Raw genomic sequence first — 19,457 nt, 5'->3', positions numbered from 1 at the left:
TTATAATCAGGAGCATTGTTCACTCGCGTTTTTAATGCCTCTATTGGCTTCTATAAAGCTCACCAGCGCCACAACTTACTTCTTTGCACCCAGTCCATAATTAAGCGATCAATAGAGCTTTGAGCCCCTTGGGTGAAGCGTTCCGATAATTTGGCTTTTTCTTTATAGGTAACTTTAAACACCTGCGCTCGATCAATCGCTTCAAGCAGCAAATCATCACTCGTTTTTATGTCATCAATTAAGCCTTTATCCAAAGCAGCTTGGCCATACCAAACTTCACCGGTAGCAACATCATCGATATTTAAACCAGTTCTGTGTTCTTGCACGAAATCCTTAAACAATCCGTGAATGCTTTCAATGTCATCCTGAAATTTCTCTCGGCCTTTATCAGTGTTTTTACCAAACAAAGTAAGCGTTCTCTTATATTCACCAGCCGTAATTTGTTCAAAATCAATATCATTCTTTTTTAACAGACGATGGAAGTTAGGTATTTGTGCCAGAACGCCTATCGAACCTAAAACGGCAAACGGAGCTGCAACTATCCGATCACCAATACATGCCATCATATAGCCGCCGCTAGCCGCTACTTTGTCTACAGATATAGTGAGCTTTAAACCTTTATCACGTAATCGCTTAAGTTGCGCCGCTGCTAAACCATAACCATGCACAACACCGCCTGGGCTTTCCAAGCGCAATAGCACTTCATCTTTATCCACATCAGCGATGGCTAAAATAGCCGTTACTTCACGCCGTAACGATTCAGTTTCATGAGCATCCATTGAGCCCTTAAAATCAATTACGAATACACGTTTATCAAATACTTCTTTAGCCTTTGCTTTCTTCGTTGCCTTTTTTGCTTTTTTACGTTCTTTGTCACTGAGCATTTCTAACTTCATTTGCTCACAGATCTTTTTTAAGCTCTCACTCAAATTTTCAATCTTTAACTCACCTGAGTGTTTCTTTTGCCGTGATGCAGAATTGATAATCATACCTAGTATCAGCATAATCCCTATAACAATCGTGGCCACTTTTAAAAGAAAAATTCCATATTCACCGAGAAGTTCTAGCATGATGTTTTAACCTATTTTGTATGGTTCAAGCTATATATTGTAAAGCAAAAGGCCAGCTTTAAAAGCTGGCCTTTTATATTTGTTACGCCACTAAGGTAGCGGAGTAACGTTACACCCCGAAAGGTATTTAAGCTTAATTTACTAAATCAGCTGAAATATTCAAAACACGACCATGGCTTTCGAACCAGAAGCCAATTGATTGCTGCATGTTCTGAGTAATAGCGCCAGCTGTTTCTGGGTTGGCATCAGCATCGGCTGGATTCAACAACGATGAATGACCAGCACCAACGTAGCGAGCTGCTGCACTGATAGGATCTTCCGACATCATCGCCGCAGTTGCAATTGGTAAACCCAGCTCGCGAATAAGCGGAGCTGTGCCGCCAAGTGGATGCGGTGTGCTATTTGGCACAACTTTATCGCCATTTGCCTGAATCAGGTAAACAGGCGTTTCAGTAGCACGTACACGTGCCGCGAAGTTAATCGGGTCACCCGAATCTACAACTGTTTGAGCTGCAAATTGGAACTGCGCCAACGTAGCCTGCAGTGCTGCTTGATCTGCTGCTGATGCTACGCCACCAGCATAAAAGCGGGTGTAAGCTTCAGGCAAGAAATCAAGAAACGCCTGTGATTGTGGATTAATACCTTCTGAAGTTGCTTCTTGTACGGCGAACTGTTGGAACACAGGGAATGCTTGGAATGCAATCTGCCCACCAATTACCGGCCCGAAGCGCTCAGAAGCAACTAGGAATGGAGCAATACCACCACCCGGCATACCAAGAGCCGCTTGTTGCACTTGGAATAAACCTTGCGCCTGCGCTAAATCACCAGATAACGGGCTATTTGCTACCGCCACAAAATTTGTACCAGCAATGGCACCTAATGAATGGCCAACAAATTTCACGTCAGCTGGGTTAATCAAACCGCCAGCCGCGGCTGAAGAGAAGTTCAAACCAACGCGTAAGCCCAACAAATCAGCCACTGATTGGCGTAAATTATCACGCGCGGTTAGTAAGCTCGCTAAGTTCAAGTAATCAGTTGCCGAGCCACCTTTACCGGTAGTAGCGTTGATCACACGAACCACATCGCCGCTGGCATTTTCAATTTCAAATCCACGGTCACCATGAAGCGGATGATCGATGGCTACAACCGCATGCCCAGAAATCGCTAATGTACCAGCGATTGGAAGGAAGTTAGTTTTCTCTCCGGTAATACCATGTTGGAAGATAACTACAGGCCAACCATCAGCTGGCATCGTAATTGGATCTAACCCGAGTTGCGCGCGCACAGCATTAACTGTGGCGACATCTGGCACCGACATCATTAATGGTACTTCATTAACTGTTGTAGGGCGTGGAATCGGATTATATTTGGTTAAGTGGCGGAAGCGATCCATTTGCGCTAACGCAGTGCCTTCAGCTGCTTCATAAGTAACTTGTCCTGCTAGGCTTGCTGGGTTCGCCAAATCGGCTGGATCGATACCAAGAGCCACCAAATCTTCAACAGTAACATCACCTGACCGCACGCCTAAGATTATAGAAATGGGGCTTACAAAGCCTGCATTCCAACTCTCAGATAATGGTGCTGTTGGGTTTTCCGCTGAAGGAATACCACTGTAGTAAGGTAAGGTAACCTGCCCTACATGAATTTGAGCCGCGCTGGCAACAAAGAACGATTGCCCTGCTTGTGGAGGTATTTGTAATAGATCAGCTGCAGTTCGGCCAGTAGGCATTGAAGTCATTGATGGACGCAATGCTTCGCTAAGCAACATCTGTTTGGTTACATCAAGTACATCGCCAATCGATTGTGTAGTAAAACCAGAGCTATAAATTACGTTTTCTGTATTTACCCCACCTTGCGCAAGAACACCCAAGTGGCTGTTAATAATACCTTGGAGCTGCTGTTCTTGAGCGCCGCCAATTGGATCTGTAGCCAATGGCTTACTCAAAAGGTAATAAGTTGATGATGGACGCACTGAGCGGCCCAAGTTATCACTTATACGATCGGTAAGAACGGCAATATAACCTGTTTTTGGTTCATAAGGCGTTAATGGAATTACTTGTACCTGGCCGCCGCTAAATGCAACCGTGAAATCTTCACCATGCTGTAATTCACCTACGAACTTACACGCAGTACCCGCGGGAGCAGTGATGCAATCGGCATCACGAGTGTCAGCACCCATTACTACTTTAAATACGCGCACCGAACCTGCTGCTGCAACTGATGCACCATCAATGCTTACATCATCTGGCAATGTGAAACCAAATGTTAATGGCATGGCCGTTGACCAACCATCTAATGCGTTTATAGCGTTCTGAGGATTACCAAAATCGGTAGCATCTGGCACTGGAATGTTCAAAGTACCATCGGTAGTACCGCCAAGCAGAATATCACTTGGTACTGGTAAGTTGCCGGCGCCCGGATCAAAAGCAACCCGCGCGAAAGGAATTTGTACTTCTTCTTGAGTTACTTGAGCATCTTCACCGTCAGGCATACAGGCAGTAAGGCCCAGCGCTGAAGTAATTGCTAATGTCAGAAACAGTTTTTTCATGAGGTTTCCCCAATCCTTGTTGTTCTAATTCTAGGCTACTCTTCGCGGAAGCTAGAGTTTAACCGATGGTTCACAAGACGTTAACAGAAAGTTATACACTTCTGCTAATGATAATTAAAGAATTTTCGTTGAGATTTAGATCTTCTGCTGAGTTAATTTACAATAACAGGTAAACTTAGTGAACATACCAACCTACTTAAAGTTGCAATTATGTTGAATTATCAAGATTTTCAGGCTTCCGATAATACGCTCGCTGGAAAAGTTATTTTAGTTACGGGTGCTGGCGATGGCATTGGCCGCGAAGCTGCATTAACCTATGCCAAATACGGCGCCACTGTTATCCTCTTGGGCCGCACCACGAAAAAACTCGAAGCAGTTTACGATGAAATCGTAGCTGCCGGTAACCCCGAGCCTGCAATTATTCCTCTCGACATGAAGGGCGCCACCGAAAGCCATTACCGTGATATGGCTGCCACAATTATAGATCAATTTGGTAAACTCGATGGCTTGCTGCATAACGCGTCAATGCTTGGGGTACTCTCGCCCTTCGCACATATCGATTTACCAACCTGGAACGATATTTTGCAAGTAAACGTAACCGCACAATTCATGATGACCAAAGCTCTATTACCCGCATTACTTGCCGCTCCATCTGGCTCGGTGGTGTTTACATCTTCTGGTGTAGGTAGAACCGGCCGGGCTCATTGGGGGCCATATGCGGTATCGAAGTTTGCCACCGAGGGTATGGCACAAGTGCTTGCTGATGAGTACGAGAAATCCACCTTGCGAGTAAACGTTATCAATCCAGGGGCAACCAGAACAGCCATGCGTTCTCGTGCGTACCCTGCGGAAGATGTCACGAAATTGAAAACACCAGCTGATTTAATGCCCACCTATTTGTATTTTATGTGTGATGACAGTATCGGCACCACAGGAGAATCAGTTGATGCGCAAACTCGTTAGTATAATTTTTATTGGCCTATTAATCGCTATCCCCGCTCGCGTGATGAGTTGGGGATTTCAAGGCCATGAGTATATCGGCGCCCTAGCTTGGGAATACCTCACGCCTGAAGCAAAAGAGTGGGTAAGCGAGCGCTTACAAGTGGTTGATGAGGAATCACTTTCAAAAGTAACCACTTGGGCAGATCGAGTTCGAGGCTCTGAAGAAGGGCGTTGGCTGGGGCCTTTACATTACGCAAACATTCCGCCAACAGAATCTAAATTTGATATGCAACGTGATTGTCCTAACCGCCGCTGTATTGTAGGTGCCGCTATGGATGATATCGAAGTTATGTTTGATAGCAGCCAAACTGTTCAAGCTCAAGGGGAAGCGTTGCGTACCTTTTCGCACTGGATCACCGATATGCATCAGCCGCTACATCTTGGCTATCAGAAAGATCGTGGGGGAAATGATATTCGCGTTACTTTCTTTGGTGCAGAAATGAACCTACATCGGCTTTGGGATAGCATTATGATTCGAGGTATGGATTTGATGCCTGGGCCAGTTGAACAAGCAAGCCTCAACCCACTTGCGCACCCTAGCAACACTGATTGGGATGCCGCTTTAATTGATTGGGCGAGCGAATCGAATGAACTAGCTCGTACATACGCCTATGCTGATCTTGAAGATAACGCCGAACTTGGAGAAACTTACTTCAACCAAGCACGGCCAATCGTGGAACAACAACTAATTCGTTCTGCACAGCGCATGGCTATGATTATCAATGCTGCGGCAGCAGCTCAGTAACTGAATCCACCTTCGATATTTGGATGCGCAATCGCTCACCGGTTGCGCTCCACTTCCCTTCACCCATATATTCCATTTCAACTTGGAACATAGGCTCGTCTTCCGTTTGCCGATAAAGCCTCAGCTGTAACTTCTCTGAATCGTTTAAATCACTTATTAACTGCACTTCATGACCAAGAAACAGGCCGTCCTCAGAGCTCAATAACGGAATCCGCTGTTCGTGGTCATGCAAAGGCCTTTGTGGTGCCGCTACCATCCATTGCTGCAAATCATCAGCATTCGCTCCAGCTGGTAAATAGCCAATTTCAGCTTGAAAAAAGCGGATACGATTAACCACCAGAGCTTTACCATCGATATCACCAAGTAATTGCTCACCATCATCAGTAAATGCAGTATCCGCTACGCTATATTCAAGGGGGTTTAGGGTTAAATGTGTTGTCCAAGAAACTACTTGATTATCCTCATTGCGAAACGAACATCGATTGCCATCTCTATATCCTTCAAAACCAGTTTCCGTGGCTTGCCAACGAATACTACAACCAATCAACAACTCAAGCTCTTGTGAAAGGCCATCCTCACTGGCTAGCGCTCCGGCAAAATCAAGAGGAACTGAATAAATATCCTGAACAATTTCATTACTTCGGCGGGGAATTCGAAACCGATATAAATGTTTGCGATATACCTGGTTTGGAGCCGCTAGCCAACTTTGAGCAACTACCAATGCTGTTTCATTATCGAACAACTCAACTTGCTCTTGGCGCATTAAAACCGGAGGGTATCCGCCAATTGGTCCAAATTGGAATACGTATCGTAAGTTTGAAAACTCGGCTGTAAGCCAATTAACGAGTTTATCCTTTTGCTCTTCTGTTGATAACTGCACAACGCTGGTATTTTTCGCGGAAGCACTTGGCGCTGGTGTGGCGAGTTCCTCAGGGGAATCAGCACTGATAGCTGATAGCGAAGTAAAGTTCAGTGAAAAAAATAAAAGAATTAACGAAGATTTAATAATGTTTGGATTCACAATACAGCCTTATTCGTTCCGTTAGTTAAAAAGTATCAAACGGTTTTATATGGTATGTTAGCGCTACTATAACACAGGCGGGGTTTGTCTCTGTAACAGGAATTAAAAGCAACTATGGCTATTTTAAAACGAAAATATTTTCTCTTACCATTGGCTCTAATTGCCTACAACACTTCCGTTTTCGCTACCGAAGGCAGCGAATTGCCAACGGCGCCTTGGAGTAGCATCTATGTGGTAGATGCAGACACCATCTGGGTTGGGAGTAGCGACGGGAAAGTGGCTGTTACCGCCGATGCTGGTGCAAACTGGAGTACTTCTACGCCCGGTGGGCGTAGCACAAATTTAAATATCCGCCAAATTATTGCCCATGATGAGCGCCATGCGTTTGTGCTTTCTAGCGGCCGCGGTGAACGTAGCCGATTATTACAAAGCCGCAACGCAGGCTTTAGTTGGAGCACTCTGTATCGTGCTAATGGCGATGAGTACCTTCATTGTTTCGATATGATTCCTAATGGAGAAGGCTGGATTCTTGGTGAATCTATTCAAGAAAATTGGCATGTTATTCGCAGCTCAAATAATAGTAATTGGATGAGCACACGTAGCGGTTTTACTGAGCGCTCGATGATCGGAGAAAGTGCAAGTGAGATTGGCAATTGCGTAAAGTATTCGGAAAATTACTGGGTTATGGGTACAAAAGATGCAACACAAGCCCGACTTATATACAAATCGGCTCCGTCATTACGGTTTCAAGTGGAGAACACGCCATTAACCGCTGGAGCAGGGAGTGGCATTCATGCGGTAGCGGTAGTTGGCGCGCGTGATTTTGTTATGTCTGGTGGGCCGGAAGATGGCCCCGCAGAATTATATCGGTATGAACAAGGTTCTTTTACTGAACTTGCAGCCCCGCCGGTAACGGGGCCATTAACGTTATTAATTAAAACAGATAAGTGGCTTATCACTGGAAATACTTCCGGTATTTATAAATCCGCTAATTTCGGGCAAAGCTGGGCATTAGCAGCTGAGAGCGGCGCGCTCGCAATTGCTTGCACTGAGAGCTCAAATTGCTGATTGGTAACGCCAAACCATGAACTAATGAAATTTGAAATCTGAACGCTAAAGCTGGTTTTTTAAATCACCGATTCTTTTGCTGCTAGAAAATGAACAACGTCAGTTACACCGCCTTCACAAGATAGAACATTAGGCCCACCAGCTGCTCGAACAAGTGCTGCAACCGAGAGGCTGCGGCCTCCTGAGCGGCAAATAGCTACCACGGGTTGGTTTGCTGTGTTCCCTTCAAACTCTAAGGCTAAACGGCACCAATCTGCACGTTGGCTTACCCAACCGCCAGCACCAAACTTTGGAGCCTCTTGCATGCAAGTTTCCAATGGTTCGCGTACATCTAAAAAACTATATTCACCAGAACTTACGATTTCCGGCGCGATCGTTTCTACGTTTTCTAAATACTCACTAGATAAAATTACGCCGCTGTCATTAAATGACAATGCACGCCCTAACTTTTCGTGGGAGATGCAAAAATCCCCGGTTTCGCTAATCTTTAGAGTGAAATCTGCAAACTTGTGCTCTCCCTCGGAAAGTAATTGCTGTTTCCACTCATCCGTTGAAAAATAAGAATTTAACCAAGTTTTTACCCTATCTCGATTACCAACATAATATAAGCTTTTCGAAGTTTCATCTGCGTACACAGCAAAACCAACGTTTAATGGGTCTGGAACCCACAGGCCCGACCTTTCTGCTTCATCTAAGTTTTTTAATCTATCTGCCATAGCATTAATCCGCGCAGCTGCCATTTGAATAAATTCAGCACTCGATGCTGGCCCAAACGACAAACGAATAGCGCCTTCGCACTGCCAATCAGGCAGGCCCATTGCTTTCAATACAAAGCTTTGCGGCTTTCCCTTGCTGCACGCTGAACCCGCACTTACACGAATGCCAGCTGAATCAAAGATGGCTATAATCTTTCCGGATTCAAACCCAGGTACTGAGAAATTAATAGTCGTTGGTAAGCTTTCTGGGTAGGGTTGGTTCAAAACTAAATTAGGGAAAAGGTTTTTTAGCGCAAGCAATAATTCTTCTCGATAACCCGCTAATGTATCCATGGCTTGTAAAGGGCTTTGCTGCGGATCAAGCAACCAATCGAAAATACGTGCTAATGCGGCTATCCCAGCTACGTTTTCAGTACCACCGCGCTCTCCATGCTCTTGCCCACCACCATGCTGCAATGGCGTATAAGGTGCTCCTTCACGGATGAATAAACAGCCCGTTCCTTTCGGACCATAGAGTTTGTGGGCAGAAAAGGTAGCGTAATCGATAGGCAACGCACCTAAATCTAACGGAACTTTACCCAGCACCTGAACACTATCGACTAACCAAGGTAGTTGCTTATCTTTGCCACCAATCGCCCGAGCGATTGCCTGTAAATCTTGAATAACTCCAGTTTCATTATTCGCACCCATAGTGCAAAGAATGAGAGCATTCGGAGCATGTTTAGCAATAAATTGGATATCCAGAGCTCCATCAGCCAAAACTGGAATAGCCAACAGTTCAGCGTTAACACCTAACACATGATTCCAGTGTTTCAATGCCTCTGGCACTGCTTTATGCTCAGTAGCACCATATAATAGAATAGCATTTTTTCTATTTTGCCCTGTATATTCCGCCAACACGGATAACACGGCAGTGTTAATTCCCTCGGTTGCACCACTGTTGAAGATAAAGCGTCCATCTACCACATTGAACACTTGCGCAGCGGCCTTGCGCGCATCGGCGATGATTCGCTTAGGCATTGCGCCGGCTAAATGTGAGCTACTCGGATTACCGAACTGATTACAACACAAACGCTGCATTATTTGAGAAATCTCAGGTAGAACAGGTGTAGTTGCATTGGCATCAAGAAAAATTTCAGGCACGCACATGTAAAGCACTTCAATACTCCAGAAAAGAATAACTTATACGAATTAATTATATAGAGTTACGGACAATAAAAAAGGCGCCAAGCGCCTCTTTTATCATAAAAATTAGTGAATTCTATTTTGTTGCCAACTTTCTTCTTTGGCTTTGCGCTCTTCTTCGGCGGCAATACGTTCTTTTTTATCATCACATGGATCATCGCAATCACAGGCCTTTTCCATACCCAAAGCACCAATACCACCGCAGCTACCGGAAATGGTTTTGCGCTGTATCAAGAACCCAATAGCCATTCCAGCAACAATAATAAGCATCAGAACGAACGCTAAAATCAAGGTTTCCATTTTTACCACCTCTCAGCAAATACTTTGCGAATACTCATTATTATACCGCGTTAAAGAAATTTTTTCACCGTTCATTATCTCCCTGCTTGCTCTTGCGAGTTAGCAAAAAAAAAGCTAGCCATTATTAGGCTAGCTTTTTGTCCTTTCGCGTCTGTTTTTTCACATCTTTGCGCTAACGCAAGTTAGTAAGCAAATACAGATTTAGCCGCCGAAATCATCAAGCATGATGTTTTCATCTTCCACGCCCAGCTCTTTGAGCATGTTGATAACGGCTGCGTTCATTACCGGTGGACCACACATGTAAAACTCGCAATCTTCTGGAGCTGGGTGATCTTTCAAGTAACGTTCAAATAAAACGTTGTGAATGAAACCAGTATCGCCAGTCCAATTATCTTCAGGAGTTGGATCTGATAACGCTACATGCCAATCAAAGTTCTCATTTTCATCAGCTAGCATATCGAAATCTTCAACATAGAACATTTCGCGTCTTGATCGTGCGCCATACCAGAACGACATTTTACGCTTCGTGTTCAATCTACGTAACTGATCGAAGATATGTGAACGCATTGGCGCCATACCAGCACCACCGCCAACAAATACCATCTCTGCTTCGGTTTCTTTCGCAAAGAATTCACCGAATGGGCCAGAAATTGTTGCCTTATCACCCTTCTTCAAGCTGAAGATATATGAAGACATTTGGCCTGGTGGCAACGTCATATCATTTGGTGGCGGCGTAGCAATTCGCACGTTCAGCATAATGATACCGAACTCTTCTGGGTAGTTAGCCATTGAGTAAGCACGGATAACTTCTTCATCAACTTTTGATTCTAAGTTAAAGAAGCCAAAACGTTCCCAATCACCGCGATATTCTTCATCAACTTCGAAGTCTTTAAACTTCACATGATGCGCTGGTGCTTCGATTTGGATATAACCACCTGCACGGAACGGCACCGATTCGCCATCTGGAATCTCAAGTACTAATTCTTTAATGAAGGTAGCTACGTTATCGTTAGAGCGTACGGCACAATCCCATTTCTTGATCCCGAAAACTTCGTCTTCGAGTTCAATTTTCATGTTCTGTTTAACATTCACTTGGCAAGATAAACGCGCTCCTTTGCGAGCTTCACCACGTGAAATATGATCGCGCTCGGTTGGTAGAATATCACCACCACCCTCTTTGATGTGAACGATACATTGGCCACACGAACCACCACCACCACACGCTGAAGATACAAAGATACCCGCATTTGCTAAGGCCCCGAGTAACTTAGTACCTGGTTGGGTTGTAATCGTTTTATCTTCGTCGTCATTAATAACGATCTGGACATCACCTGATGGTACAAGCTTTGATTTTGCAAAAATAATTACAACAACCAAAATAAGTACAATAACGGTGAACATGCCCACGCCGAGATATATTTCTTGCATCGACTAGTTCCTTATATTCCCACTACTTCTGTGAACTGAGGGTTACAGGGATACGCCAGAGAACGACATAAAGCCCAAACCAATCAAACCAGTGCTGATAAAGGTAATTCCCAAGCCACGAAGGCCATCAGGAATATCCGCATATTTCAGCTTCTCACGTACCGCTGCTAACAATGTTATCGCTAGAGCCCAGCCTACACCGCTGCCTATACCGTATACGATACTCTCAGTGAAGTTGTAATCACGTTCTACCATGAACAACACGCCACCAAAGATTGCGCAGTTCACTGTAATCAATGGCAAGAAAATGCCGAGCGCGTTGTAAAGCGACGGTAAGTACTTATCTAAAGCCATTTCCAAAATCTGAACTAAGGCTGCAATGATCCCGATAAAAGTAAGGAATCTCAAGAAGCTCAAGTCAGCGTCTGGAAAGCCAGCCCAATGAAGCGAGCCAGGCGAAAGTACGAAGGTGTTAACAAGGTTACTGATAGGTACCGAGATACCAAGCACAACAATTACTGCAACACCAAGGCCGATAGCCGTAGTAACTTTCTTAGAAACCGCGAGGAATGTACACATCCCCAAGAAGAATGATAATGCAAGGTTCTCAATGAACACTGCACGGACGAACATGCTTATATAGTGTTCCATAACCTTACTCCTTCGCTTCTACTTGTTCAGGGCGGAAAGTACGAAGTACCCAAATAAATCCGCCAATGATAAAGAATGCACTTGGTGGTAACACCAACAAACCAACTGGCGTGTACCAACCACCTTCAGTAACGAGTGGCATTATTTGTAAACCAAATAAGCTACCAGAACCAAAAAGTTCCCGGAAGAATGCTACTGTTAACAACACCACAGAGTAACCTAAGCCATTTCCTAAGCCATCAAGTAAAGCCATTCCTGGTTTTTCTTTCATAGCAAATGCTTCAGCCCGGCCCATTACGATACAGTTAGTGATAATCAAACCAACGAATACCGATAGCTCTTGTGCGATGTTATAAGCGTAAGCCTGTAACAACTGATCAACCACGATTACCAAACTGGCAATAATAGTCATTTGCACAATAATCCGAACACTCGAAGGAATATGATTTCGAATAATCGAAATCGATACGTTCGAAAGAACCAATACAAACGTAAGTGCGATACACATTACTAAGGTATTTTCGAGTTTAGATGTAACTGCTAGAGCAGAACATACACCTAAAATCTGCAGTGCAATGGGGTTATTGGCTAAGATTGGCCCAAATAGCACCGATTTCATTTCTTTTGCGCTAGCCATTAAATTGCTCCCTCTTCACGCAGCTTCGTTAAAAACGAACCGTAAGCTTTTTCGCTCAACCAAAACTGAAACGTGTTATCAACACCGTTACTCGTAATGGTTGCACCAGAAAGTGCATCTACTTCATTGTTGTCTGCATTAGCACCCTTCACAACACGAATTGCTACGTTACCGTCTTCGTCAACCGCTTTCTTACCTTCAAAGCGACCAGCCCAACGAGGGTTCTGAATTTCACCACCTAATCCCGGAGTTTCCGAGTGGTCGTAGAAATTGAGACCCTGAATAGTTTGGCCATCAGAAGAAAGAGCAACAAAACCGTACATCATGCCCCAAAGACCAGCACCACGAACGTCAATAACATACGATTGAACATCGTCATTATCTTCGCCCTGGATAGCAAATACAGGAAGCTCTGCACGCATATCGCGAACACCAGCGCTGTTTTGAACAGAAGTTGCACTAGATTCTACTAAAGCAGTTTCCATTGCTGGTAACGAAGCATAAGAAGTAACTTCACCTGATTGATGATTGTAACTTAATACTTTTACCCGCTCGGCGAACACTACCTCAGCTCCACGACCGGAAAAGTTAATACCAGCTGAAGAGAGAATATTGCCTTGCTTAGCTAACGCTGCATTCGCTTGTTGGCGTTCTTTTAAACCAACAGCTGCACCTGAAACAACGATAGAGCATACTAAACACAGCAATATTATTACCGTAAATGTTTTGCCGATCGTATCATTTTTAGTTGCCATGACGTAACGCCCTCCGCTTCACGTTGGCCTGTACAACAAAGTGGTCAAACAATGGCGCAAACACGTTCGCGAACAAAATCGCAAGCATGATCCCTTCTGGGAAAGCGGGGTTGATCACACGAATCATTATGGTCATAAAGCCAATCAAAATACCGTAAGCCCATTTACCTTGGTTGGTGAACGAGGCAGAAACCGGATCTGTTGCCATGAACATCATACCGAAAGCTAAACCACCTACAACTAAGTGCCAGTACCAAGGCATGGCAAACATTGCATTGCTATCGCTACCGATCAGGTTAAGAAGGCTTGAGAATGCGATCATACCGATGAGCACCCCGCCAACAATCCGCCATGATGCAATTCGGAAGTAAATCAACGCTAAACCACCAATTAAGATAGCTAGAGTAGACACCTCACCTACTGAACCAGGAATACGGCCAATAAATGCATCCATCCATGCGCCCATATCGGCATAATCAAGAGCACCATTAAACGCGTCGGTTAAACGAGTAGCACCTGAATAACCATCTACCGCTGTCCACACTTGATCACCAGAAATCGCTGCTGGGAATGAGAAGTATAAGAACGCGCGGCCGGTAAGTGCTGGGTTTAAGAAATTACGGCCTGTTCCACCGAATATTTCTTTACCAATCACGATACCAAAGGTGATACCTAAAGCTACTTGCCACAACGGTATAGTTGCTGGCAACGTTAACGCAAATAAAACTGATGTTACAAAGAAGCCTTCATTAACTTCATGTTTACGGATAGAAGCAAACAATACTTCCCAGAAACCACCAACCGCAAAGGTAACTGCATAAATAGGTAAGAAGAAGCAAGCTCCGTACCACATCATACTACCCCAACCGGCATCAGCGCCTAATTCCCCACCGAGCATTTGGAACAACCCAACTTGCCAGATATCGGCTAGTTGATAGCCTTCAGCTACAGCTAAAGAAGCCTGAAAACCAACGTTGTACATGCCATAAAACATCGCTGGGAAGGTCATCATCCAAACGAAGATCATGATGCGCTTCAAATCGATGTTATCGCGAACGTGAGTAGTGCCTTTGTTGGTTTTACCCGGTGTATATAGAATTGTGGCTACCGCTTCGTAAAGCGCATACCATTTTTCGTGTTTACCACCCGGTTCAAACTCTGGCTCTAGACGCTCAATGTAATTTTTTAAGCTCATGTTTAGCCCTCTTTCTCAATCGTGGTTAGGCAACTACGTAGCAATGGGCCGAAATCGTATTTGCCAGGGCACACATAGGTACACAGAGCTAAATCTTCTTCGTCCAATTCTAAGCAACCTAAAGCTTGTGCACTTTCAATATCGCCTGAACACAAATCACGTAACAACAGAGTTGGGATAACATCCAATGGCACTACGCGTTCATAGTTACCTGTTGGTACCATGGCACGATCTGAACCATTTGTTGAAGCATTCATATTGAATAACTTCTTAGGACGTAGATGCCCAGTATAAGCTCGGGTGATTGAATGCATTTCTTTACCTGGCCAAATCCAACCAAATAGAAGTTTTTCATCACCTTCTTCAATAACAGACACTTGATTATGAAACCGACCAAGAAACGCATGTGGCCCTGATGCTTTATGGCCGTTCAATACTGAACCGGAAACAATACGTTGTTTGCCCGAAATCAACTCGCCAGAGCTGAGTTCATCAAGATTGGCACCAAGGCGAGTGCGCAATAAACGAGGGTTTTTTACACCCGGGCCTGCAAGGGCTACAACGCGGTCCGTAAACAGCTCACCAGTTGTGAATAGTTTACCAATAGCAATCACGTCTTGTGGGTTCAAATGCCACACCTGGTAGCTCATATTCACGCCTTCGAGGAAGTGAATGTGAGTGCCAACATTACCAGCTGGGTGAACACCAGAGAATGTTTCGTGGGATACTGGCGCAGAATCGAAATCTATATCTGCATTAGCCGCGGTGCAAACATACAGTTTGCCTTCAGTTAACCGGCTAATAACTTTTAAACCGTTACTGAAATCTTTGGCATGCTCTTGAATAGCTAAAAGCGGATCGCCTGCTAATGGATTTGTATCCATAGCATTAACGAAAATCGCTTTGGGCTCAGAATCAAGTGCAGGAGATTTTGAATATGGGCGTGTACGGAAGGCTGTCCATAAACCTGAATCTACTAGGTTTTGTTGAACGTTTTCACGGCTTAATTGCAGTAATTTACCTTCATCGTATTTCGCAAACGTTTCTTGCTCATTACCATCAATTTCGATAACAACTGATTGCAGAACTCGTCTTGCACCACGATTAATTTCTTTAACTACACCAGCGGCTGGAGCAGTGAATTTTACACCCGGGTTCTTTTTATCTTCAAAAAGAACCTGACCTTTCTTAACCCGGTCATCGACCTGGACAGACATGGTTGGGCGCATACCCACATACTCTTCGCCAAGGATAGCAACGTGTTTAATGGCTGGGCCATCTTCAATGCTTTGCTGCGGAGCTCCCGCAATAGGGATATCCAAACCTTTCTTTATCGTAATCATACGCGTTTGCACTACCAATTTAGGGAAGATTGAAAGCTCAATTCGTTTTTGATAACGGCATAGCGGCTGTAAACACCTGATTTATAAGGAATTAATAGCTCAATACGCAGTGTATCCCGGCATTTACCCGGTTCCTACTAAGTTACCTAGTAACTTCCAGCGCCATATTGTACAGTTTTTTGTTAATACAGGCCACGCCAATCGATAAATTTAATTGGCTTCCGTTGAAACTAGGTAACTCTGTAATGCCCTACTACCAACTTACCTGCGGTTCAACATCTGCATCATAATCAACACCTTCAATGCCAAACCCAAACAACCGTAAAAACTCAGAGTGGTAACCTTTGTAATCAGCAAGCTCATGAAAATTCTCTTGCGTTACCTGATTCCACAAAGCCTCAATTTTCGCTTGCGTTGCTTCGTTAGTTTCCAAACCATCCATGCGCAATCGATTAGCTTCGTCTAACCTTGGCGAATCAGTATAAAGGCCTTCGGTGAACAAACGATAAATTTGTTCAATACAGCCCTCGTGAGTGCCTTCTTCTTTCATTACGCCATAAATTAATGAGATATAAAGGGGCATTACTGGAATCGCAGAACTTGCTTGGGTAACGAGCGCTTTTAACGAAGATACCCATGCACTTAAATTTACATCACTATAACTACTACGCAAATTAGCCGCTGCCCGATCTAAATCTTCCTTCGCTCGACCAATTGTTGCGTGACCATAAATGGGCCAAGTGAGCTTTTTACCAATATAAGTGTAAGCTGTAGTTTGGCAATCTTGAGCAAGAACACCAGCAGCGTGAAGTTGGTCAATCCAACGCTCCCAATCTTGTCCACCCATTACTTTAATGGTTTGGGCAATTTCATCGTCGTTAGCAGGATCTAAGCTAATTTCGTGCACCGAATCTTTATCGGTATCATATGTTTTAGTTGTATAAGAACCGCCTACTGGCTTTAACGTCGAGCTGTATACTTCACCTGTCTCTGGATCTTTTCGCTTCGGTGACGCTAAGCTATAAATAACCAAATCAATTTGTCCCAAATCTTCTTTTATTTGGGCAATGGTTTGCGCTTTTATTTCATCGGAAAAAGCATCGCCATTGATAGTGTGACAGTAGAGGCCATCCGTTTTTGCGAAATTATGAAATGCAGCGGTATTATACCAGCCTGCTGTGCCAGTTTTCCGTTCTGTAGGCTCTTTTTCAAAACAAACGCCTAGCGTTTTTGCGCCACTACCGTATGCCGCAGCAATGCGAGAAGCTAAACCATAGCCGGTAGAGCTACCAATAACTAAAACCCGTTTAGGTCCATTGGTAACTGGAGCTTGCTTTTTAATGTAAGCGATCTGCTGACGCACATTTTCGGCACATCCTATAGGATGAGCATTAGTACAAATAAAGCCTCGAATCTTTGGATGAATAACCATGAACCACGTTCCTATTCGTTGTTACTGAGAAATTAAATCTATTCTAACCGATTAGAAGCCGCATCACACATCAGATGTGCTTGCTGCCGCCGCGGCAATCGGGAGAAGAACGTGGCTGCTCCACGTTATCCCACTCTGTAGGCGTGTAAGTATGCATAGCCAATGCATGAATGTAGCTCTTCAATTCCTCAGCTAATAATTGATTGATTATGCGATGGCGTTGTAACAGCCGTTGGCCATTAAAAGCATCAGCCACAACAGTTACCTTAAAGTGGGATTCCAAAGCGCTGCCACCATGCATGTGGCTCTCATTTTCTACCAATAAATAAGAAGGGTTGAGCGCTTCTTGAAGCTTAGATTCAATTACAGCCTGCACTGTTACCATGATGCTATACCCCTTGTTCGGCGTGATTATTTCGATTAGGTTAGTGATTTTACATATACCTGCGGGTGGATACCTTATGATTAAATAAAAATAATTCTTAGCGCAAACGCAGAATAACATTAAGAGAATATCGACCGAAAAGTTAAGTTTATACGCGTGGCATTCTCGCGTTTTCTTGCCGGAAGTTGATGCTGCCAAAAACGCTGCGTAGAGCCTTTCATAATTAACAAACTGCCGTGTTCTAATGGAATACGGTATGTTTCTTTAGTTTTTTTGTGGCGAAAATCAAAATCCCTTTGAGCACCGAAGCTCAAACTAAGAATTATTGGATTAACCCCAAGCTCAGGTTCATCATCACTGTGCCAACCCATTTTATCGCTGCCATTTCGATATTGGTTCGCAAGAACAGCATTAGGCTTAAAGCCATACTCCATTAGCCTATTTCGTATTTCATTCAACGTAGGCGACCACGGTTCAGCGGTAAGTGATTTTCCTGAATACCGATAAACTAGCTCCTTCTCACCATGCCAGGCTTGCAAACGAGGTGTTTTGTGCCATCTGCCAAACACATAAACATCACCTTGATGCCAAGATAGTTCCTCTAACAATGCGGATTGGATGCGATCTGCTTCGTTCTTGCTAAAGAATTCCGATATATATTCAACTTCTGCATCATTGAGAGGTATTTTCAAATTCTTGCATCCATATATTACGTTGCCAGGTCTTAAAATTCGTATTTATCAATTCACCCAAAACAATATAAAATTAAGTAAATCTATTACGCACTCATAAGCATTGATGAAATTCCCCTAACCAAGCAATTGCAACATCAACAGCATCGCGGTCACCTTGTTCTATATCTGGTTCAATACCGCGTCTATAAACTTCGCCCCTCCGATCCACAAAGTAGCTATCAGCCACCCCGAGAATTGCCCCATCACTCATGTGCAGTACTCGAATATTTGTACTCGCCCCGCTAGTTCTTGAACCTATAACTTTAGTATTTGGTCTGCCCAAGAATTGAAGCAATGTTGACTCACCTGAGCTCCCTGTATCTCCATCAATTAAAACCGCGACTGGCTTATCTTTAAGATAGTGAGGAAGCCGTTTCGATGTGCGAAATAAATTTGAAAACGGACCATTGGCTGCAAAAGAACTATTGTAAAGATTGCCAACACCATTGGAAGGTGACCAAACATAACTATCGAGCTCCTTTGGTAGAAATGGCGCTAAGCTAACGATCATCGGATCTTGATTACCTCCTCGATTCCCACGCAAGTCGATAACCCAGCCACAAGATGCTTTTTCTTCACGAATTATACGATGCGAAACTAAGATATAATTACGTGACGCCGCGTAGCTTTGATCAACATGAGTTGGAATCGCTAATAACGATATACCTCTACTTAATTGCTCGCCTCTCGGTAAATTTACTGTTTCTTGGTTTCGCCGAATATCACGACTAGTATGTAAGTAACTATGCTGGTCGTCGAGTCGAGCTATAGTCATTCTAAGAGCTGGATATGTATCGGCTACCTCTATAGCTCCATAGGCCTCACGAAATACTTCCTCACGTAAAACATTCCAATCTACGTTTTCTCTCTCTAATGCTGAGTTTTGAATAAATTCAAAACCTGTAGATAAGTATATAATCGCATCCTCCGACATCTCATAGACGTCAGCACGTTCGGCATTTGAGTTTTGAACTTCCGTTGATTGGCAACCCGAAAGGAGAAAGATAATCACGACTCCGAGCCGCATAAATGATTTAAACATCAATTTTATCCACAAAGAAATCTATTCATGAATCCTAACGGATCAGCAAAGTTTATTCGATAGTTAATCTTTTAGTGGAGTGAGACCCCAATAGATGTCTGAGCGTTCTTAAACCTAGATTTGCTATTCTACAATTTGAAAAAAGCTGGCTTCACCCAGAGCCTGCAGTGATCTAACCAAAACTAGAGCACTCCGACATG

General features: G+C 43.9%; 18 protein-coding genes. 3 read left to right on the top strand and 15 right to left on the bottom strand.

What is annotated here, in order from left to right:
* Window positions 1–59 precede the first annotated feature (59 nt).
* Both sohB and A28LD_RS00085 read right to left on the bottom strand, forming a co-directional pair.
* A complete protein-coding gene (sohB, locus tag A28LD_RS00090) occupies window positions 60–1,070 on the bottom strand; it encodes a protease SohB (protein WP_007419017.1) in 1,011 nt (336 codons plus the stop codon).
* Between the two features lie 133 nt (window positions 1,071–1,203).
* Window positions 1,204–3,618 (bottom strand): VolA/Pla-1 family phospholipase, encoded by a 2,415-nt coding sequence (locus A28LD_RS00085; RefSeq protein ID WP_007419016.1) that lies wholly within the window; start codon window positions 3,616–3,618, stop codon window positions 1,204–1,206.
* A gap of 210 nt (window positions 3,619–3,828) precedes the next feature.
* On the opposite strand from A28LD_RS00085, the gene A28LD_RS00080 reads away from it, so the two are divergent.
* Entirely contained in the window at window positions 3,829–4,581 is a 753-nt protein-coding gene (locus tag A28LD_RS00080; RefSeq protein WP_007419015.1) for a YciK family oxidoreductase, read from the top strand.
* A complete protein-coding gene (locus A28LD_RS00075; RefSeq protein WP_007419014.1) occupies window positions 4,565–5,365 on the top strand; it encodes a S1/P1 nuclease in 801 nt (266 codons plus the stop codon). Before A28LD_RS00080 ends, A28LD_RS00075 begins: the two co-directional genes overlap by 17 nt.
* On the opposite strand, the gene A28LD_RS00070 is transcribed toward A28LD_RS00075, so the two are convergent.
* A complete protein-coding gene (locus A28LD_RS00070; RefSeq protein WP_007419013.1) occupies window positions 5,340–6,386 on the bottom strand; it encodes a chromophore lyase CpcT/CpeT in 1,047 nt (348 codons plus the stop codon). The genes A28LD_RS00075 and A28LD_RS00070 overlap by 26 nt on opposite strands.
* A 114-nt stretch (window positions 6,387–6,500) precedes the next feature.
* Between A28LD_RS00070 and A28LD_RS00065 the strand changes: the two genes are divergently transcribed.
* Window positions 6,501–7,454, top strand: coding sequence for a WD40/YVTN/BNR-like repeat-containing protein (locus A28LD_RS00065; protein WP_007419012.1), 954 nt, complete (start codon window positions 6,501–6,503; stop codon window positions 7,452–7,454).
* Window positions 7,455–7,513: 59 nt separating this feature from the next.
* Here A28LD_RS00065 and A28LD_RS11760 read toward each other — a convergent pair whose 3' ends face one another.
* From A28LD_RS11760 to A28LD_RS00005, 12 genes are all read right to left on the bottom strand, one after another.
* Window positions 7,514–9,319, bottom strand: coding sequence for an aminotransferase class V-fold PLP-dependent enzyme (locus A28LD_RS11760; RefSeq protein ID WP_050795110.1), 1,806 nt, complete (start codon window positions 9,317–9,319; stop codon window positions 7,514–7,516).
* A gap of 102 nt (window positions 9,320–9,421) precedes the next feature.
* On the bottom strand, window positions 9,422–9,655 hold the full coding sequence (gene nqrM / locus A28LD_RS00055; protein ID WP_007419010.1) for a (Na+)-NQR maturation NqrM: 234 nt from the start codon (window positions 9,653–9,655) through the stop codon (window positions 9,422–9,424).
* 201 nt (window positions 9,656–9,856) lie between these two features.
* Window positions 9,857–11,083, bottom strand: coding sequence for an NADH:ubiquinone reductase (Na(+)-transporting) subunit F (nqrF, locus tag A28LD_RS00050; RefSeq protein WP_007419009.1), 1,227 nt, complete (start codon window positions 11,081–11,083; stop codon window positions 9,857–9,859).
* 42 nt (window positions 11,084–11,125) lie between these two features.
* Window positions 11,126–11,734, bottom strand: coding sequence for an NADH:ubiquinone reductase (Na(+)-transporting) subunit E (nqrE, locus tag A28LD_RS00045; RefSeq protein WP_007419008.1), 609 nt, complete (start codon window positions 11,732–11,734; stop codon window positions 11,126–11,128).
* A gap of 4 nt (window positions 11,735–11,738) precedes the next feature.
* A complete protein-coding gene (locus A28LD_RS00040) occupies window positions 11,739–12,371 on the bottom strand; it encodes an NADH:ubiquinone reductase (Na(+)-transporting) subunit D (protein WP_007419007.1) in 633 nt (210 codons plus the stop codon).
* Window positions 12,371–13,126, bottom strand: coding sequence for a Na(+)-translocating NADH-quinone reductase subunit C (locus A28LD_RS00035; protein WP_007419006.1), 756 nt, complete (start codon window positions 13,124–13,126; stop codon window positions 12,371–12,373). The genes A28LD_RS00040 and A28LD_RS00035 overlap by 1 nt, the downstream gene beginning before the upstream one ends.
* The gene (locus A28LD_RS00030; RefSeq protein ID WP_007419005.1) at window positions 13,116–14,321 is read right to left on the bottom strand and encodes an NADH:ubiquinone reductase (Na(+)-transporting) subunit B; all 1,206 of its coding nucleotides are present in this window, start codon (window positions 14,319–14,321) and stop codon (window positions 13,116–13,118) included. The genes A28LD_RS00035 and A28LD_RS00030 overlap by 11 nt, the downstream gene beginning before the upstream one ends.
* 2 nt (window positions 14,322–14,323) lie before the next feature.
* Window positions 14,324–15,664 (bottom strand): Na(+)-translocating NADH-quinone reductase subunit A, encoded by a 1,341-nt coding sequence (locus tag A28LD_RS00025; protein ID WP_007419004.1) that lies wholly within the window; start codon window positions 15,662–15,664, stop codon window positions 14,324–14,326.
* 253 nt (window positions 15,665–15,917) lie between these two features.
* Window positions 15,918–17,096 (bottom strand): enoyl-ACP reductase FabV, encoded by a 1,179-nt coding sequence (gene fabV, locus A28LD_RS00020; RefSeq protein WP_007419003.1) that lies wholly within the window; start codon window positions 17,094–17,096, stop codon window positions 15,918–15,920.
* A 70-nt stretch (window positions 17,097–17,166) separates the two neighbouring features.
* On the bottom strand, window positions 17,167–17,481 hold the full coding sequence (locus A28LD_RS00015; RefSeq protein WP_007419002.1) for a BolA family protein: 315 nt from the start codon (window positions 17,479–17,481) through the stop codon (window positions 17,167–17,169).
* Window positions 17,482–17,600: 119 nt separating this feature from the next.
* Window positions 17,601–18,173 (bottom strand): alpha-ketoglutarate-dependent dioxygenase AlkB family protein, encoded by a 573-nt coding sequence (locus tag A28LD_RS00010; protein ID WP_007419001.1) that lies wholly within the window; start codon window positions 18,171–18,173, stop codon window positions 17,601–17,603.
* Between the two features lie 94 nt (window positions 18,174–18,267).
* Window positions 18,268–19,257 (bottom strand): S41 family peptidase, encoded by a 990-nt coding sequence (locus tag A28LD_RS00005; protein ID WP_007419000.1) that lies wholly within the window; start codon window positions 19,255–19,257, stop codon window positions 18,268–18,270.
* Window positions 19,258–19,457 lie beyond the last annotated feature (200 nt).

The sequence above is a fragment of the Idiomarina sp. A28L genome (genome assembly GCF_000218785.1).
In the GTDB taxonomy this organism is placed as follows: domain Bacteria; phylum Pseudomonadota; class Gammaproteobacteria; order Enterobacterales; family Alteromonadaceae; genus Aliidiomarina.
The sequence above is the reverse complement of the archived record's forward strand: the minus strand, read 5'-3'. Positions and strand labels throughout refer to the sequence as shown.

Bases quoted from the DNA above. Each gene is read 5' to 3' on its own strand.
- sohB (WP_007419017.1), bottom strand. From the start codon at position 1,070: ATGCTAGAACTTCTCGGTGAATATGGAATTTTTCTTTTAAAAGTGGCC.
- A28LD_RS00085 (WP_007419016.1), bottom strand. From the start codon at position 3,618: ATGAAAAAACTGTTTCTGACATTAGCAATTACTTCAGCGCTGGGCCTT.
- A28LD_RS00080 (WP_007419015.1), top strand. From the start codon at position 3,829: ATGTTGAATTATCAAGATTTTCAGGCTTCCGATAATACGCTCGCTGGA.
- A28LD_RS00075 (WP_007419014.1), top strand. From the start codon at position 4,565: ATGCGCAAACTCGTTAGTATAATTTTTATTGGCCTATTAATCGCTATC.
- A28LD_RS00065 (WP_007419012.1), top strand. From the start codon at position 6,501: ATGGCTATTTTAAAACGAAAATATTTTCTCTTACCATTGGCTCTAATT.
- A28LD_RS11760 (WP_050795110.1), bottom strand. From the start codon at position 9,319: ATGTGCGTGCCTGAAATTTTTCTTGATGCCAATGCAACTACACCTGTT.
- nqrM (WP_007419010.1), bottom strand. From the start codon at position 9,655: ATGGAAACCTTGATTTTAGCGTTCGTTCTGATGCTTATTATTGTTGCT.
- nqrF (WP_007419009.1), bottom strand. From the start codon at position 11,083: ATGCAAGAAATATATCTCGGCGTGGGCATGTTCACCGTTATTGTACTT.
- nqrE (WP_007419008.1), bottom strand. From the start codon at position 11,734: ATGGAACACTATATAAGCATGTTCGTCCGTGCAGTGTTCATTGAGAAC.
- A28LD_RS00040 (WP_007419007.1), bottom strand. From the start codon at position 12,371: ATGGCTAGCGCAAAAGAAATGAAATCGGTGCTATTTGGGCCAATCTTA.
- A28LD_RS00035 (WP_007419006.1), bottom strand. From the start codon at position 13,126: ATGGCAACTAAAAATGATACGATCGGCAAAACATTTACGGTAATAATA.
- A28LD_RS00030 (WP_007419005.1), bottom strand. From the start codon at position 14,321: ATGAGCTTAAAAAATTACATTGAGCGTCTAGAGCCAGAGTTTGAACCG.
- A28LD_RS00025 (WP_007419004.1), bottom strand. From the start codon at position 15,664: ATGATTACGATAAAGAAAGGTTTGGATATCCCTATTGCGGGAGCTCCG.
- fabV (WP_007419003.1), bottom strand. From the start codon at position 17,096: ATGGTTATTCATCCAAAGATTCGAGGCTTTATTTGTACTAATGCTCAT.
- A28LD_RS00015 (WP_007419002.1), bottom strand. From the start codon at position 17,481: ATGGTAACAGTGCAGGCTGTAATTGAATCTAAGCTTCAAGAAGCGCTC.
- A28LD_RS00005 (WP_007419000.1), bottom strand. From the start codon at position 19,257: ATGTTTAAATCATTTATGCGGCTCGGAGTCGTGATTATCTTTCTCCTT.